Annotated in this window: 12 protein-coding genes; 1 reads left to right on the top strand and 11 read right to left on the bottom strand. The window is 47.0% G+C overall.

The window, feature by feature from the left end; translation table 11 throughout:
* Positions 1-34: 34 nt before the first annotated feature.
* The 3 genes from J4G07_13460 to J4G07_13470 form a co-directional block, all read right to left on the bottom strand.
* Entirely contained in the window at positions 35-1,141 is a 1,107-nt protein-coding gene (locus tag J4G07_13460; GenBank protein ID MCE2415002.1) for a glycosyltransferase, read from the bottom strand.
* A gap of 216 nt (positions 1,142-1,357) precedes the next feature.
* Positions 1,358-3,088, bottom strand: a complete 1,731-nt coding sequence (locus J4G07_13465; GenBank protein ID MCE2415003.1) for a hypothetical protein — start codon at positions 3,086-3,088, stop codon at positions 1,358-1,360.
* 16 nt (positions 3,089-3,104) lie between these two features.
* Positions 3,105-5,201, bottom strand: a complete 2,097-nt coding sequence (locus J4G07_13470) for a sulfatase-like hydrolase/transferase (GenBank protein MCE2415004.1) — start codon at positions 5,199-5,201, stop codon at positions 3,105-3,107.
* A gap of 354 nt (positions 5,202-5,555) precedes the next feature.
* On the opposite strand from J4G07_13470, the gene J4G07_13475 reads away from it, so the two are divergent.
* Positions 5,556-6,620, top strand: coding sequence for a transposase (locus J4G07_13475; GenBank protein ID MCE2415005.1), 1,065 nt, complete (start codon positions 5,556-5,558; stop codon positions 6,618-6,620).
* Between the two features lie 45 nt (positions 6,621-6,665).
* Here J4G07_13475 and J4G07_13480 read toward each other — a convergent pair whose 3' ends face one another.
* The 8 genes from J4G07_13480 to J4G07_13515 all read right to left on the bottom strand — a co-directional run bounded on the left by J4G07_13480 (position 6,666) and on the right by J4G07_13515 (position 16,846).
* Positions 6,666-7,610, bottom strand: coding sequence for a sulfotransferase (locus J4G07_13480; protein ID MCE2415006.1), 945 nt, complete (start codon positions 7,608-7,610; stop codon positions 6,666-6,668).
* A 56-nt stretch (positions 7,611-7,666) separates the two neighbouring features.
* Positions 7,667-8,707, bottom strand: a complete 1,041-nt coding sequence (locus tag J4G07_13485; GenBank protein MCE2415007.1) for a sulfotransferase — start codon at positions 8,705-8,707, stop codon at positions 7,667-7,669.
* A 269-nt stretch (positions 8,708-8,976) separates the two neighbouring features.
* Positions 8,977-10,656 carry a hypothetical protein gene (locus J4G07_13490; GenBank protein ID MCE2415008.1) on the bottom strand — a complete coding sequence of 560 codons (1,680 nt, stop codon included), beginning with the start codon at positions 10,654-10,656 and terminating at the stop codon, positions 8,977-8,979.
* Positions 10,653-12,032 carry a hypothetical protein gene (locus tag J4G07_13495; GenBank protein MCE2415009.1) on the bottom strand — a complete coding sequence of 460 codons (1,380 nt, stop codon included), beginning with the start codon at positions 12,030-12,032 and terminating at the stop codon, positions 10,653-10,655. Before J4G07_13495 ends, J4G07_13490 begins: the two co-directional genes overlap by 4 nt.
* 205 nt (positions 12,033-12,237) lie before the next feature.
* On the bottom strand, positions 12,238-13,173 hold the full coding sequence (locus J4G07_13500; GenBank protein MCE2415010.1) for a sulfotransferase domain-containing protein: 936 nt from the start codon (positions 13,171-13,173) through the stop codon (positions 12,238-12,240).
* Positions 13,146-14,123, bottom strand: a complete 978-nt coding sequence (locus J4G07_13505) for a sulfotransferase (protein ID MCE2415011.1) — start codon at positions 14,121-14,123, stop codon at positions 13,146-13,148. The genes J4G07_13500 and J4G07_13505 overlap by 28 nt, the downstream gene beginning before the upstream one ends.
* A gap of 149 nt (positions 14,124-14,272) precedes the next feature.
* Positions 14,273-15,742, bottom strand: coding sequence for a hypothetical protein (locus J4G07_13510; protein ID MCE2415012.1), 1,470 nt, complete (start codon positions 15,740-15,742; stop codon positions 14,273-14,275).
* Positions 15,743-15,787: 45 nt separating this feature from the next.
* Positions 15,788-16,846: an NAD-dependent epimerase/dehydratase family protein gene (locus tag J4G07_13515; GenBank protein MCE2415013.1), complete on the bottom strand. Its 1,059-nt coding sequence runs from the start codon at positions 16,844-16,846 to the stop codon at positions 15,788-15,790.
* Positions 16,847-16,858: the final 12 nt, after the last annotated feature.

Genomic DNA, 16,858 nt, shown 5'->3' on the forward strand with positions numbered 1-16,858 from the left:
CACTGCTCCCATAAAATTTTCAGGGCAATAAAAGTTAGTTCTGCTGGAGTTTTTCAAAAACATCAAGATATTGCTGTGCTATGATTTCCCAATTAAATCGTTTTCGGATCTGTTCTGGTGCGCGCTGTCGGAAATCTTCAACCTGTTCAGGATTTTGTTCCAACATCTGAATTTTTTCTGTGAGCGACGCGACGTTTTTATCAAAAAGCACTCCATAACGCCCACCTTCCAGCACTTCATCGTTGAAGGGCGTATTCAGTGCAAGAATACAATTAGAAAACCCTAACGCCTTTAGAATAGAAGGATTAATGCCACCGAATTGGTGTCCATGGACGTAGGCAAAGCAGTGATGGTGAAGTTCTTTAATGTGTTTAGAATCATTAATATGTCCGAGAAACTTGACGTTCTCGTTAGCAATGCTTTTTAACTTCGAAAGAAATTCGTTTTCGAGTTTGTTGCCTTTGTAATCAGCTCCACCGGCTATTGCGAGTTGTTTTTGGCTCTTTGCAGCAACGAATGCCTCTAAAATGAGGTCGGCATTGTTATCTGGAACGAGCCGACTGGCAATAAGATAATAATTCCGGGGTTCAAGCCCATAGGCGTCCAGAACTTCTGGATGTTCCGACGGTTCAATGTTCGCGCCATAAGCGATATAGGTAGTTTCTGCCCCTAACTCTTCAAGATAGAGCCGCTTCATTTCAGAAGCATCGGTAATAACAATTGGAAACGCAGCCGTCGCCATCTTTGCCGCCCACTTGAAGTAAACCGCACCAATCCCTTTCCATTTTGGGCGGAGCCATTCCATTCCATCAACGTTGATAACAGCGGTTTTACCTGCGATACGGAAGAACCATCCGAACGGACCATTGCCAGCGTTCCATGTCAAAATGACATCAGATGCGGCAACCGAAGCGTGCATCGTTGCGAGGAAACTGTGGCTCAGGGTACTGAACATCTTATGCTCTATGCTTGGCAAATAAACGAGCTTAATGCCCTTCCATTCCGCAGGTCTCTCCTTGAAAAGTGCCTTCCGACAGTAAACGATAACTTCATGACCCGCTTCTACCCAGCGGGGGGCGAGTTCACCCATGATAGTTTCCAGTCCACTGTAGGTAGCGGGGAGCCCGCGTATACCCAACACCCGAATCCTCATCCTTTTTTGTACCTCGTCCCAATACACGTTACGGATCAAATTGCGCTACTAAGGCACAATCTGTCTCTGTTTTAGATTGGGTTCTACATATATATTATACTCATTTTAGGCGCGAAAGTCCAATTTGTTTTTACGAATTGGGAGCCTTACAGGCAATGCTTTGTATCCTTTGATGATTGGAACGGTACAAATCTTCATTTTTTCCTACGGAAACCGATAGAGGAATTTGGCTTCAATTTCATTAGCATTTTCGCGAACATCTCTACGATTCCCTAAGTTCCGCTTCCACACGCGTGTCCACTCGGCATAGAGTGAATAATGTCCAATGACGACCCAGTTAGCGCCAACTGAAAGACGGTGCTCACTCTCTGTGACACCAGATAAGGGCGTCCAAACATCGTCTTTCGGGGCATCAGCCGGATGTTGCTTGTCAATATTACCGGATCCGTGGCGTTCTAATTCGTAGCCGAAAGTCGTTTCAAGCCTATCTGTCCACCGACGACGCAGCTCCACCCATAGATTGTCAGCATCAGAACCGATTTGATGTCCAATGGGTGTGGTAAAGTGTTTGTAAACATTCACCGGGTTTACGTGCGTATATGCGTATTGGTTTATAAAGGCGTATTCGGCATGGAAGTCGGTATCTGCGATGCCAAAAGGATCTGTTAGATATATACCGCCGAGGATACCAAACTTCGTATCCCAATGCTTAAAATTCGCTGCCGGGTTGCCATCGTCCACCATCAACTCGCCATAAATTTCAAAATCGTCCACAAGGCGAAGCCGCATATCAACACTCATAAGGACGTTGTCCCCACTGCCGGGGACACGCCCATCCGCCCGTGAAATCGGTTGCTCGTTAATCAGGTAGATATTGACTGGGTTCAAATACCCGGGTTCAAAACGAGTGCCATAGACGACGACTTCAGAGAGACCGAAACCGAACCTATCCCAGAAGTATCCCTCAACCCTATGTCCTGAAATATACTTATCATTGATGTCCGCCGCCATATCTTCCAATATACCCGTGAATGCAGTGAAGGTAACAGGTTCGTAGGTGGCTTGGAGTTTTATCATGTCCATGGCGAGCGGGTTTTTAGAGACTAGCAGGCTGTCATGATAGCCAGGTCCCCATTGAAGTGTATCCTGTCCAAGCTGCAGCTCAAACCACGGCAAGTCAAACTTCAGATAGGCGTTAATGGCAGTTCGATTTTTGAGTCCACCCTCCAATTGCCTAATTTTCGTCTCGTCAGGAAAGAAATCATCAAACAATTCACCGTAGACGAACCTATGTGCTATATCGGTCGTAAAAGCGAACGTCTGCCCCACCTGTCCATAGAGATGTGGATAGAAGGTGGTAACATGCATGTTTCCTTCAGCGGGCTGTTCCTGCGACAGATTATCGACAAGATGAGCGATAACACGTTGTGAAGCTCTCAAATCGAAAGAGAACTGATAGTCTTTGCCCATCTTTTTGCCTGTCATTGTCATCAGATGCAACCGTCGGTTTCCGGATAGGCTTTGGGTTTCGGAATCCGGGTGTTTTTGCTTGGACGTTTTCCCTCCTTCTACATTTTCTATAGCCTGCTTCGGACCTTGTGTTATAGGGGCATGAACTTCGCGGTAAAAGGTCAATAGGGTGTTTAGTCGCTCTTGGTCAATGGCACTCAATGCGATTTCACCGTTTTTCTGTTTTCGATCCACCTCTAACAGATAAGATACAACCTGCTTACGGGTGAGCGGTAACGAGCCGCGCCGTATGCCGGACAGAACCCGCTTATTAAGTAAACGATGCACAAAGCGATAGGTTTCACGATTAAAGTCTGACAAGTCCGGATTGAGCGGAACATTGATGAGCGAGGCAGCTTCTACCATCAGGGAAGATAGGATGAACACTGCCAAGCAAACAATGAGCAAATTACGTAAAATCATCATATTTTTTCGGGTCACCTTATTTCAAAATCACCATGTGGCGTGTAGATTTAATTTCTCCTGCGTGGAGCGAGTAAAAATAGACACCGCTCGCCGCAGGTTCCCCCACAGCATTCCGACCATCCCAATACGCTGCACGCGATCGAGTCCGATAGGTGCCAGCATTTTGAAATCCGAACGATAATCGGCGGACAGATTCACCTTTCAGATTATAGATGTGAATCTTAACTTCCGAATCTTCAGCCAAATCGTAAGGTATCCACGTCTCAGGATTAAACGGATTCGGATAGTTCGCCAGGAGCACCGTTTCCTTAGGTACTGCTGTACTTATGAGACGTTCTAAGGCAGCAATGCCATTTTGAAAAGGAAGAGAACCATCATTCGCGAGACGCGCCTCAGTAAGCCATTGCTCCACCAAGTCAAAATGCTCTGCGCTAATATTGGCACGAGTCGATGGCGAAGCAGGCGTGCTGGATTCACCGAAATGCACAGCCACCAGAAGCAAGTCAAGAATATTAACTTTACCATCCATGTTTACATCAGCTTTCGGGTGTGCTGGTGTTTCCTCACCAAAACTACTTGAAATTAGGACGAGATCCCGGATATCAACAACGCCATCATTATTTACATCCCATGGTAATGTTTGCGGGACGGGAACCTGCTGGCGTATATCCGGCAAAGCCGCGCGCCATCCCGCCTGAAGCCGTTCGCTGAGATGTGCGACGAGTTCTGCGTTTTCTGGTAGCCCCGCGATATTGACGGTTTCATCTGGATTTGCCTCATAATCATAGAGTTCAACACCACGACTGCCGTTTTGTCCCCATTCGGTGTATCGGTATCGCTGCGTACGGATGGAGTAACCATGTATATTACTGCCCCTTGCGAGTTGACTAAACGCTGCAGTCTTCCACGGACGAGTTGGTTGCTCAATGACTGGCATCAGACTTATGCCTTCTAACTGTGGTATTGTAAGTTGGCAAACATCGCACAATGTCGGGTAAATGTCAATAAGCTCAACAAGGGCATCTGTCTTAGCATTAGCGGAGGTTTGACCAGGTACGCTAACGATCAGCGGTGAACGGACAGAATCCTCAAAAAGTGTATTTTTTCTCCAAAGCCCGTGTTCTCCAAGATGAAATCCATGGTCTCCCCAAAGAACCACGACCGTGTTTTCTGTAAGACCCAACGTATCCAATTGCTTGAGTACATGCCCCACTTGCGCATCCATATAACTTGTCGTTGCAGCATACGCTCGAATTAACTCTAAAGTCTTTTCATCATCAAACGGTGGATACTTTGAGATATCTTGATACCCCTTTAATCCCTTGGGATTGGAGGCTATATTCGGAGCGTCTTGGGGAAGGCTGGAATCAACAGGAACAGAAAAAGTCTGCGGAGGATATAAATCGAAATACTTACTTGGGGCATAAAAGGGTAAATGCGGTTTGTTGAACCCGACTGCGAGAAAGAATTTCCTGTCTTTAATTTCCCGTAAAACTCCCACCGCCGCATCGGCAATCCTGCCATCTTCGAGTTCATTATCAGCAACATCAAGAGCCTGCCATGATGGATTTGTTGCTTTATTAACAGGTTTCCAAAACTCTCTCCAAATCGGAGCACTCCAAGAGTGCGGATCTAACAAGGCGTTAGGACCGTGCGTGATTTTACCGACAGAACGGGTATGATAACCGTGAGCCTTGAAATGTTGTGGCAAGGTTACCGCTTCGGGCACTGTATCACGAAAATTAGCGAAATTATCAGGCACACCAACCGTATCGGGTCTTAAACCTGTAAGGACAGAAGCCCGGGAGGGATTACAAACAGGGAACTGACAATAAGCCCGGTTGAAAAGTGTCCCCCGTCCGGCTAAAGTATCAATGTTCGGTGTGTGCATCTCCGAATAGCCATAGCACCCAAGCAGAGGTCGGAGATCGTCAATAGCGATAAACAAAACATTATATGGTTTCCCTTGGGCACTCGTTTCCAGTTTGGGTAAAAGTCCAGCTGTGAAGGCAGCGGCACCAGCTTTCAAACTGGTTGAGAGGAAGTGCCGCCGGGTAAAAGGCTGTGTTGTTGGAGAATGTCTTCCTGTTTGTCTAACTGGGTCTTTGGGCATTGTATGAATGAGTCCGATCTTTAATAATGGGCAAGAGCATGCATCTCGCCATAGGTAATTCAAAATTCATCTCTTTTCACGGATTGGAAACCCCCGAATTCATTCGGGGGAGGAAAATCCGCCCGCGTGTGTGAGACCATAGCGTTTTTTTGAAAAAACACTTGACATTTTTCGTAAATTGTGGTTTAATAGATGTATCACGTTGGAAACCGGCATGTTTAGCGTTACCGCTTGGTAACGTGCTGGTTTCCTACCCACTAAACAGGGGTTAAAAGAAAACGAAAGCAAAAACGTTCGTGCCGCGTATACAAGTATCAGCTGCGCGAACATCGAAAAAACAAACGCTTGGGCAATATGCTTGAAGACCTTGGCGACGTCCACAACCACTTCTTGCGTCTTGAGAAGCGATATTACCGCATCTATGGAAAATACGCGGGTCGTTTTCGCCTGCAACCACACTTGACGAAGTTGCTTAAGCGTACCAAGCAACACTGGGCTTGGATACCTCGCGACACGCTTGATGAGGTGATTGCCCGTATCCATATTACGTATAACCGTTTTTTTGACGGTCTCGGCGGACTGCCGAAGTTCAAGCGCAAAGACCGATACCGTTCTGCCAAATTCCAATCGGCGTACCTTCTTGAGGAAGGGCGTGTCAGACTCTCTTTCAAAGCGTGGGATGAATCCTCGCAAACCTTTAAATTCAACAAACGCTGGTTTTCTTTTCATCAACATCGCGAATGGAATGGAAATGTCCGCTATATCCAAATCCTTCGCGACTCGGTTGGTACTTATTGGCTTTATGTCATCACAGACGACTCCACGACCGAACCCTATTCTGCTACAGGTGAGAGCGTAGGGATAGATTTCGGTCTGGATACCTATCTGACACTCAGCACCGGTGAGAAGATAGACTCGCCACAATTCTTGAAACAGTCCTTGAAAGAACTCCGAACCCTCAGTAAGGCACTCAGCCGTAAGGTCAAAGGTTCTCACAATTGGTGGCGATGTGTCCGTGAACTCGCACGCCTCTACAGGCACATCACGAACCAACGCAGAGATTGGCACTACAAGCGTGCTACAGACCTGTGCAAAAGGTTTGATACCGTCGTCACCGAGACGCTGAACCTGGACGGTATGAAACGCTTGTGGGGACGGAAAGTCTCCGATCTTGCGTTCTACGAGTTTGTTGAGATTCTGAAGTTCAAGTGTTTCAAACATAAGCGTGAGTTCCTACAAATCGGACAGTGGACACCGACAACGAAACCTTGCTCGGAGTGCGGACATCATAACGAAAATCTAACGCTAAAAGATAGGCAGTGGATATGCCCCGACTGTGGGTCTCACCACGATAGGGACATCAACGCTGCGATAAACATCTTGAGGGCTGCCTTGGGTCCCTCTGTGGAGCAGATGTAAGACGTTTTCTCGAAAACCCACGCTTTAGCGTGTGGGTGCCTTGACCTAAGTATTATATCCCATTTCTCTCATGGTATCATGGAAAAGCGGCGCGATCTTCGGATGAATATCAAAAGATTCTTTAGCAGGGACTGGATGCAAGGTCTGTCGAGCATACTCACGGAATGTTGTGTCCATTGGAAGTTCGCAGAAATCACATAAAGCCGAGAGGGTTTCATCAGGTTGTAATGTCAGATCCTCAAAACAAATGAGATGAATATAGTCAGGTGAGGTTCGCATTAAATGAAGCCCCTCCCGCATCGTGATGATCCATTCCACCGCTGCCCTATCGAGATGTCGATCAATACGTTTAACTTCATCAACAGATTGCGAAAAAACAGGGTCCGTTTTAACGAGTTGCTCAACTAAGAGCCTCCACTTCCGGTCATTCACACCCCACCAATCGTGTTTCTCGCTATTGATCTGGACACCGAGCCGTTCCGACCATGTTGCAATTGAATGGCACGTATCCCACCCATTGCGGGCAAGGAAAATGAAACGAGCATCAGGAAACAGCGCGCGAACGAAATCTACCCTGAAGATGAGTTCTGGATACTTATCAACAAGACGTTTTGAGCGCGTTGCTGCCAAATAGGCACCGAATAGCTGGGAAGCGCGCTGACGCATTTCGTGTGTCGCATCTTCAGCGGTGAGACGATATTTTGCATCGGGAACCTGACTATAGTTACCGATAATGTCTTCATGCGGATGGATGAGATGCCACAGTGCCTTTGGTTCGTTGAGATAGCCAATCTCCCTGTGCATAGACAGCACAATACCGAGTATCGTCGTGCCACTGCGACCGGTCCCCAAGATGAAGATCGGTTTTTCAACAGATTTATATCTGTTATTGTTTGAAGCGAACCTCTTCAAAAGTGAAAAAACGAGCGGATTTATCCAGCGACCTTTCGTGGTTACAGGACGGCCTTCAAAGAGGGCATAACTCATCAGGCGCGTTAGGACCTTCGTCGGGCGTGTTTTTATATAACGTGAATCTATCTGTGCAATCATACGTCCGTTGTTTCTCCGCAAGGTAAATTAAAAATCCGTCTTTTTAGCGTTTGACGGATGCTTTTCATCCGATCAAGGTTAAAAAGGAATGCTCCGGCTAACTTCACAGGGAATGTCAATAGGTGTAGTGTCAAATGTGCGAGATTTGGACGCACCGACACAGGGATATAGTTATGTGTTTTCATGAGCGCTGCAGTTATCGTCTGGTTAAGGTAAATCTCAGCGGAACTGAGTTCTCCCGCAGCTGTGTCGCTGTTCCAACTGTGTGCTCGGTGCGGATTTATGCCAAGTTGCTCGGGCTGGTCGTCCGCGACAGAAGATCCGACTTGCGGTACTTGGAGCATGGCATCCGTGTAAGTAATACCCACAAAATCACAGAGATGTTTGACAGTTGCCTTAGGGTGCGCGAGGAGTTCCTCAAAATAGATGGAGGTAACTCGCTCGTGTTGTAAAAACTGCTCAGCAGCGGCGACGGCGGTGCGCCAGATGTAACTAATGGTTATTGGGTGATAATTCACCCAATCGCGGAACGTTTCCTTCATCGGCAGATCACTCCCGCCGAGAAACCGGCGTTTCCACTTCCTTTTTTGAGATAATAACACATCGCGTGGGTCACGGATCATATTGATAATCCGAACTTTCGGGTAAAGCTGAAGGATATCGGCAATATAAAAGACATTACGCGGTGTTTGGTCGCAAGGGATAGCACCACCATTCTCAGCAGCAACATGGTGGAGAAAGGCTTCAAAAAGCGCGGCTTGCGTTCCAGGGTAAGTGGTTAGACGCTCAAGAAAGGACTGTGCCTCGCTTAAGAAACGACGTGGGTTTCCATGCGTGCGATACCCTTCTTGCTGAATACAATGTAACTGTGAGGCGAGTTCTTCTATCTCCTCCTTACGCGATTCCGATGAAAACGGCGGGGCACACAACTGACCAAAAAAGTGAAGTTCGCCAAAAGTATAAATACTCGGGTGTTTTCCCAAAATCCGCCCCATCATTGTTGTGCCACTGCGACTATTCCCTACAACAAATACCATCTTTTAATTATTCCTTGCGGACTTTTAATTATTCCTTGCGGTTCGGTCAGGTGGATTGGAACTTGAAAGTCTTTCTCCGTATATCCGCCTGCGTGTTTTTGCAGGTTACGTTTTTTACTTATACGTTGAGGAAACCTTTATGAGGTAAATCGGGGTTACAAACTCCTCCCACAACCTCTTTACTGACTGCTGATCACTGATTGCCAATCATGCCTTGGGGTTCGGTCAGGTAGGTTTGAAGCATAACATGCCTCTCTATGAACAACTATCTATTCTCTTAATTTTAAAATCCCAAAACTATTTTTAGGGATGACGAGTTCCGTCGATTTCCCACGCCACTCTTGGATACGGACTTCGATTTTACCAGACCCCTCCATTTCAGCGTTTCCACCGTTGGTTGCATTGAGCCTCTCATTAGCAACATAACGGTAGTCGATGTTGCCCTTGTAACGTTCACCATCAATTAGGAGTTGCGGTTCGTATTGTTCACTTGTCCGATTACTGACGAGTACAGTCAAATGTTCCATATCATTCCGACCGATGGCTTGCGCCTGAATACCGGGCATCTGCTTCTCCTTATACTCCATAGCCCCTGTAAGAAGGGGCTGATTTTGAATTGAAAGGGAGAACTGTGTGTCAGCCTCAGCGAATGCTTCACCGATGAGTTGAAAAGCAGGATAAACAGTCCGTCGAATGGTATTACCGAAATCGGACTCTGGTTCACCCCCATATTTCCAAAAGGTATTGGGTGTTGGAGGTGTTACAGGCGAAAACACAGGGAATCCTTTTCCGGGACCCGTGATGACGTGAAAGTTTGCGTGAGTGACGTTCGGAATCGCTAACATTTTTAGGAAAAAATCACCCACATACATCGCATGAAGTTGTGTATTTGCGACTCGGTTTGCGGGATTAGCGATGTTCCACTCTGTTATCCACATCTCTTTATTTGGAAATAACTTTTCATAGTAGTCAATTGCCTCTGCGACATCAAAGTGAATCCATCCCATGAGGTAGCCTCGCATCTCCTCTATCTCTTTTTTTCGGATAGCTTTGTAGGCATAGACATGGACGGTATAAGCATCGTAGAAACTGGTATCAGCTGCGAGACCTTCATCCCATTTCCGTTGATGCCTTTTTGCCAACCATCCGTCTTTGTGGAAAGCGATCGGGGTAGCACAGACGGATACCTTTATATCTGGGTTCACGGCTTTCATCGCTGCGGCATGTTTCTTGGCTTCTGCTATGTAGGTTCCAACAGTTGGGTATTTGTTGAGGTAATGGGGTAGATAGTATTCGTTACCGAGTTCCCAATGTGTAATCTGATACCCTTTGTCTTTGGCATAGCGGACCCATGCGGCACTCTCCTCTGGACTGCCTGTCCATAAGTTTACAACAACAATAGGCGTTATATTCAGTGTGTTGCATAACTTCATAAAATCGTCGAAAAGGATTTTACCGTTTCGCCGCCTTTGAAGTTTAACGTAATTTCCTTTCATCCGTCTATTCAGCTTCGTACTGAGCGTCGATACCATTTCATTCTCAAAAAAGCCGCCGGGTTCCCAATGATAAAAGTTGCCAACCGTCCCGCCGGGAAACCGTAAGGTTTTCGGCGCGAGTGCCTTGGTTAAGGCAACAAAATCGTCATCGAGGTAACTGTAATCACCGCTCATCATATTTGAGTTGAAGCCGTAGAGTGCTTGACGGAGCGGTTGCCCGTTACGTGTGTCAATTTCCAAAGACAGTGTATCAGGAAGCGATTTTTGGGTTTGACAACCGATTGCCAGAAATAGTGTCATCAGAATGGCTATCAGCAGTCGGCAGTCGGCAGTCAGTCGATCCTTGTGGCGGTTGCCATCGTTTTCACCTGTCGCACGATTTCCTTTGCTGACAGCTGATCCTTGACCACTTCTTTGTTGATGGCTGATGGCTAATGGCTGAATGCTATTCATAATGTTACCCTCAGTGGTCTATAGGTCGGGAGCGATCTATCACTGGCGAACATGAGACCCGCGCAGAGCCAGAAGTAGAACCCATACCCTCGAAATTCAAGCGTTCGATTAAAGAAAAGTAAGAATACAGTAACAGCGACAAGACAGAGCATGATAATCGCGATCCGTTGTGTTACACGTGAGATAGGGGCACCCCTCTCCATAGCAGAAGATGAGCTGGTTGACTGCTTGTAAAGCCGCAGTGCAGCGCGAAAGAGTTGGTAAAATATCAAAGCAAAGAAGCCTAATCCCAATATGCCATAGAAACAGAGGATGGCTACCCAATACACATCCTTGAAACCGTTCTTACTGAGGACTTTCAGGAGGAATGAGCGTTTGCTCATATTAAGTTTCTCAATCGTGCTGTTCTGGTCGGCACCATACCCTAAGATTGGTTTGTTAACAAGCACCGTTGGGACATTTCCGATCAACGCCCCCAACCGCTGTTTTTGCGCGACACGGACATAGGACCCGGAAAACACGCCTGTTACGTTGCCGACGAGTCCAACCCTTGCTTTGCGCGGGTTTATATATTCAAGGTTAAATGGGTTTGCCATTACCAGTAGAATTCCAAAGATGAGGACAGTCGCTACTGCCAAACGAAGGGTCTTTTTCCAACCGTGGTGGAAGAAGAACCACGCGCCACCCGCGAGAAGGGCGGAGAAGGTTGCGGCGCGTGAATACGAACGCGCTATAAAGAAAAAGAGTATCGCTGCACCGAGCAGATTCAGATATTCCAGTCGCCGAATACGAGAAAGATAGATAACAAGCACAAGAATCATAAAGACACCGTAAATTACGGTATCTCCCAAAGTCCCGTAGATGCTGCCAATCTCTCTGCCGAGTTCAAGCAATCTGTACTCTTTGGTGAACCCACCGATGGTGAGTGTTGTTTCGCGAGGTAGGAAGAAATCGAACGCGGTAGGTCCGCCTACCCATTGAACTATCCCCGCGACAAGTTGAAAAACCCCGACCACAAGAATTATGCGTAAAAGGGTTGTAATCCGTCTCTCCGACAAAGCAGAATTCGCGATGAGATAGAAGAGGACAATGTATCGGGCAAAGGGTCGGATGTTGTAAAGACTACCTATCAAAGGCGAGCTGTTTATGAGCATTGAGAGGAGGACAACGCTGTAAAAACCGATAACTGGCAAGTCGATTGCCGTTTTGACAAAAGGAATACCTCTGTGGAGTTTATGGATAACAAGTCTACCAAAAGCGATATAGATGATTATTTCGCCGAAGAATCTTAAATAGGAGTAGATAGTGTCACTGACAGGTAAAAATTTCAGTATAAACTCTTCAAAAGCGACGTACCCTGTCAAAAAGTAAATCATTTTTTAATTTTTCCTTGCGGAGTGACGACGTGCGTTTGGACTTTGACGTGCGTTCCTTATATCTGAAGAAATACCCTATCAAAAACCCTGCGCCGCTGTTGCAGGCTACTGGCTTGTGGTCAACTAAAACCCGTTTTTAACTTTACCTTGCGGCGTAACGACGTGCGTTTGGACTTTGACGTGCGCTCCTTACCGTAAGGAAAAATTAAAAATTCCAAAGAGAGAGATCTCTGTCCAATAACGCTGCCAATTGCTCGTTAAATGGCTTAAAATACGCCATCTGGCGTTCACGCGTCTGTGGATTAATCGGCGGAGGGGCTGAATCCATATTTTCCGCAGGCTTGTCGTTCCAATCCAGAACGGCTTTTCTCAACTTGTAAGCAGTGGCATCGGGTAGCAATTTCCGAATCGCTTTTCTGAGTGGATTGTGAGATGCCAGAAACTGTGTAAAGAAAAAGTTGAATTTTTCGGAACGCGGCAGCGTGGCTTTGTTATGCCGTTCACCTATTGTGGGCCTGAAATTCCCACTGACTCCCATACGATCAAAGAGTTGCTGACAGACAGCTTCGGCGTTCTCCTTCAAATCATCGGTTAAGACACAATGCACGTGATTGGAGCCAAATTGGGTCATCAGACTCTTGACATGTGGGTAATAGATGCCGTTGTATTGATAAGCACATTGTCGCCATTTAAACCAGCCTTCGTTCAGACGCGATTCCTCGGCAGCCAGTGCCTCTTCATAAGTTTTGATGTTCTCCCACCCTCTCCGCCGAGCCCACCAATAGGCAGAATAGGCACGTGCCACAGGTTCCCGTAGAAGAACAACGATGTGTATATGCGGATTGTGTTCATAAATCCGTTGCATGATGTCCGGCGAATGCATCACCATTACATTCTTAGCGATCAGATGTTTATCCTTAATCTCATCGTGGTTCGCGAGCTGGAGTTCACTCCTACAAAAGTATTTCCTAAAAGCCCATTCATATCCGCGCGTATATTCACGCGCCTGCAGGAAGAACGTCATCTCTGGTTGGGCATGCGTGTGGATATCGGGATGCTGCGCCAAGTAGCGGAGGAGTGAAGAGGTCCCCGCCTTCTGTGCGCCAACAATCATCAACTGAATTTTTCCCAAGTTTTCCATGGTATCGGTTTCCCAATCAGTTCGCCGAGCACCTGAACATCAGGCGTGTAATAATCGATTAAACGGTGCTGCGTTTCTTCTGACATTTGATTTTTTTCATCCGTTTGTGTGTTCAATCGGAGATAGAGCGGTTCAATTGTTCGTCTTATGGATCGCAACGGGATATGAATGATCGGTTTGTTATGCGTCCACTGTCGCAATCGAAACCGGAAGTCCCTATATTTTCGATGCAACTCAGAATTTCGCATCTGCTGGGTCCGATTCGTTACTTTAAACCCATAATCGCTATAAAAAGCGGTGTCAATACCAGCGAAGTCACACAATTTTTCCATAGCATCCGCCGGTTGTGCCGCGAGTTCCTCATAAAAAAGGATGTGGACACGCTCTGGACCGAATCGGTTAAAATAGTGCTTCAGATAGATAGTATAACACCCCTGTTGGAGTGTTTGCAAGTGCTGTTCTTCTGTCTCTTCATGGCGATTGGTAGCAGCGAAAAGCAACTCAACATACGCGTCGAAACTCAAATTTTGGGACAACTTGCCAATTTGCTTTGCGAATCGATACCAAGAGATTAACCTGGAAATCGGTTCACGGAGACTGAAGACTAACTTTGCATCGGGTAGCGATGTGGCAATTCGCTCACGGGCCTCGTCACAATATAGATAGTCGGGGGTGGATTCCATCCGAAGCTGCGTTCCATCAGCATCCGGAAACAAAAGATTGTATTCCTCAACATCATCTTTATACCGGTATTTTGAAGGAAGCGGATAATCGCGACTGAGAAAGAACCGAGTCTCCTTGTAAGTGGCAGCGCAAATAGCAGGATGATCCGCCAAGTAGGCGAACAGCGACGTTGTCGCCGCCTTCGTGGTGCCTCCTACGATGAGATAGCGATAGTCCGCAACACTTTTTAAAAGATTGAACCTGGGCATCTTCCCACTTTGTTCCACAATCAACTTCCGACTTAAAATTTAATGAAAAAGAACGTAGCCTGCAACAATACGCAGAAATACCCAAGCAAAAACACGCAGGCGGATTTTTGCAAATTACTTCAAATTCCAGTAAACCTACATACTTCCCGACAGGGCTAAATTAAAAATTAGAACCAAGATACCCGTGTTCTTCGGAGGAGATACGTCAGGTTCCCAACAGCAAGCAGCGCGGTGATTGATACAGACAACGCGACAGATAGAAGCCACCACGTTTCCATTAATCCGTACGCCAGTAGAAAATTAAGGATTGCCATCGTCACCATATTTGTGAAGACAGCGCGATAGGCTTTTTGGGCGTAAAGCCCGGCATTTAGGACAGGTATCAGACAGGAGAATATCATTCCTGAACTGAGCCAAAAGAGGAGTTGTCCTATCAATTCAATTGACGTTTGATCGATGGTTCCTCTTCCATACAATAGCCAACTGATCCTTCCGTGAAATACCAGCAAGATCAAGGTTACTGGAAATCCGATGATGATAGCCGTGCGTGCGTTGCGGTTGAGTGTACGCCCTAATTCCATTCTATTACTAGCTGTCGGAAACCGTCGGTTGTCGGAAACCGTCGGTAGATCGTTGTGGCAGCTGCTATCGTTTTCACCTGCCACACACTGCTCTTTACTGATTGCTGACTGCTGACTGCTGACTGCTATTCTTGCCATATCGGGCAAGCCGGTAGTCGCAATACTGATACCGATGAGGGTTTGTAATGCCGAAAAGATCTGGAAGGCAGACTTATAGAGCGTAATCGCTCCGCTTCCAAGTTGCGAGACGAGGTACACCTCAACGAGTAAGCGGTTTACGATTTGCCGTATTCCGAAGCCAAGCGTCGGCAGGGTAACCGTGTTTTTTAGATCACGCAGCGTGTCCCCAGAAACGCCTGTAAACGCATACCGATGCCCCGTGCGATATACGCCGATGCACAGCCACGCAAAATACGCGATAAATCCCCCTGTGTATGCCATTGCCACCCAGTTTTCGAGGGTTTGTGTATTCCACAGCATCAGAAATATAAACGCCGCGGTGCCGGCGGGTAGGGCATTTCGGAGTGCAACCGTCTTGAAACGCTGCTGACTGTTTAGGAAAGCCCCCAAGACAGTGCTACCACATCCGAAGATCAGGAGCGGTGCACAAAATCGCAACAGGGTCGTAGTTTTCAGGACATCAACCGTCGATTTCGATAACAATCTGCTCACTATCCAGGGAGCGAAAACCTCAATCAGAATGAAAATCCCGAAGCCAATACTGAGCAACAACATTAGGAGACTATTGGTGAAACGCTGGTATTCCGTGCGAGTCATCTCCTTCTCGTTTGAAACAAAGACTGGAACGAGACTGAATTTAGCCCCCTCTCGGACAATGGTATCCACCAATAGCACGACCGTTAATGCTGTAGTGAGTGCGTCCGCTGTATCACTGAATCCGAAGCGTTTTGGAATCAATAGGACCCGGACGAGAAGACTCAACCCCATTCCAGCCAGGGTAATCCCCATGACCCAAAACGTTTTATAGTGGCGTTCGGCGTTCGGCGTTCGGCGTTCGGTAGATTCTTGTGGCAGGTGCGTATTTCTTGATGCCATGACTCGTCTTTACCGACTGCCAATGGCTGACGGCTGATGTCCAGTTCATTTCCAGCTTTCGGGTAGATTTTTGCGAATTTCGATGTCAGTAAACAACGTGGAAGCTCGTGGTCCAACGGACTGTGCCCATGTTGCCATTCTTTCCAAACCCTCCGGAAGCGTGACCTCCGAGGTTTTTCCAAAGACTCCGTAGAACTTTTCGTGTGTGCAATAGGCATGTTTAACCTCTTCCCTCGCACGCACATTGATAACACGGACTTCCTTTCCCATCGCTGTCATCACCAAGTCTGCCAATTCGTTGACAGAAACATGTTTATCCGAGCCGAGGTTAAAAACTTCTCCTGATGCTTCGGGTATATCCACAGCGTGGGCGATATGCGGAGCGACATCGGCGATATGTGTGAAAGCGCGCGTCTGCTCACCGTCTCCAAAGATAACTAAAGGTTCCCCTTGCATAATATTATTCATAAAAATACCAATGACGTTTCGATACTTGTCACCGATATTCTGGAGTTCACCGTAGACGTTGTGCGGACGGAAAATGGTATAATCCAGATCAAAGAGTCGTTTTGCGGCAACAAGTTCCTGTTCAACGGCGTATTTAGCGATACCGTAGGAATCTTCGGGCATTGGCGTAAGTGCTTCGTGCATCGGGAGTTGGTTCGCGCCGTAAACAGCGATGGAAGAGGTGAACACAAACCGCTTGACATTGTAGTTTATGGCTGCATTGATGAGGTTTACACTTCCGATGAGGTTGTTCTGGTAGTTAAATCGTTTGATGAAGTGACTGAGTCCCTCCGCTGCATACGCGGCAAGGTGATAGATATAATCGAATTGATACTGCTTACAGAGTTGATTTATTAGCGAAACATCAAGGATGCTGCCTTCAACAAAAGTTGCGGTAGGGTTCAGGTTCTCACGGAAGCCGCCGCTCAGATCATCAAGTGCGACAACGTCTGTATCTCCCTGGCGAAGAAGTTCATCAATTACGTGCGCGCCCATAAAGCCCGCACCGCCTGTGACCAATGCTTTTTTAATTTTATCTTGCGGTTCGGTCAGGTCGGTTTCAAATTTGACGTTCCTTTCCGTAGATCCGCCCTCCATTTCATTACGGGC

Source organism: Candidatus Poribacteria bacterium (assembly GCA_021295715.1).
Classification (GTDB): Bacteria; Poribacteria; WGA-4E; order WGA-4E; family WGA-3G; genus WGA-3G.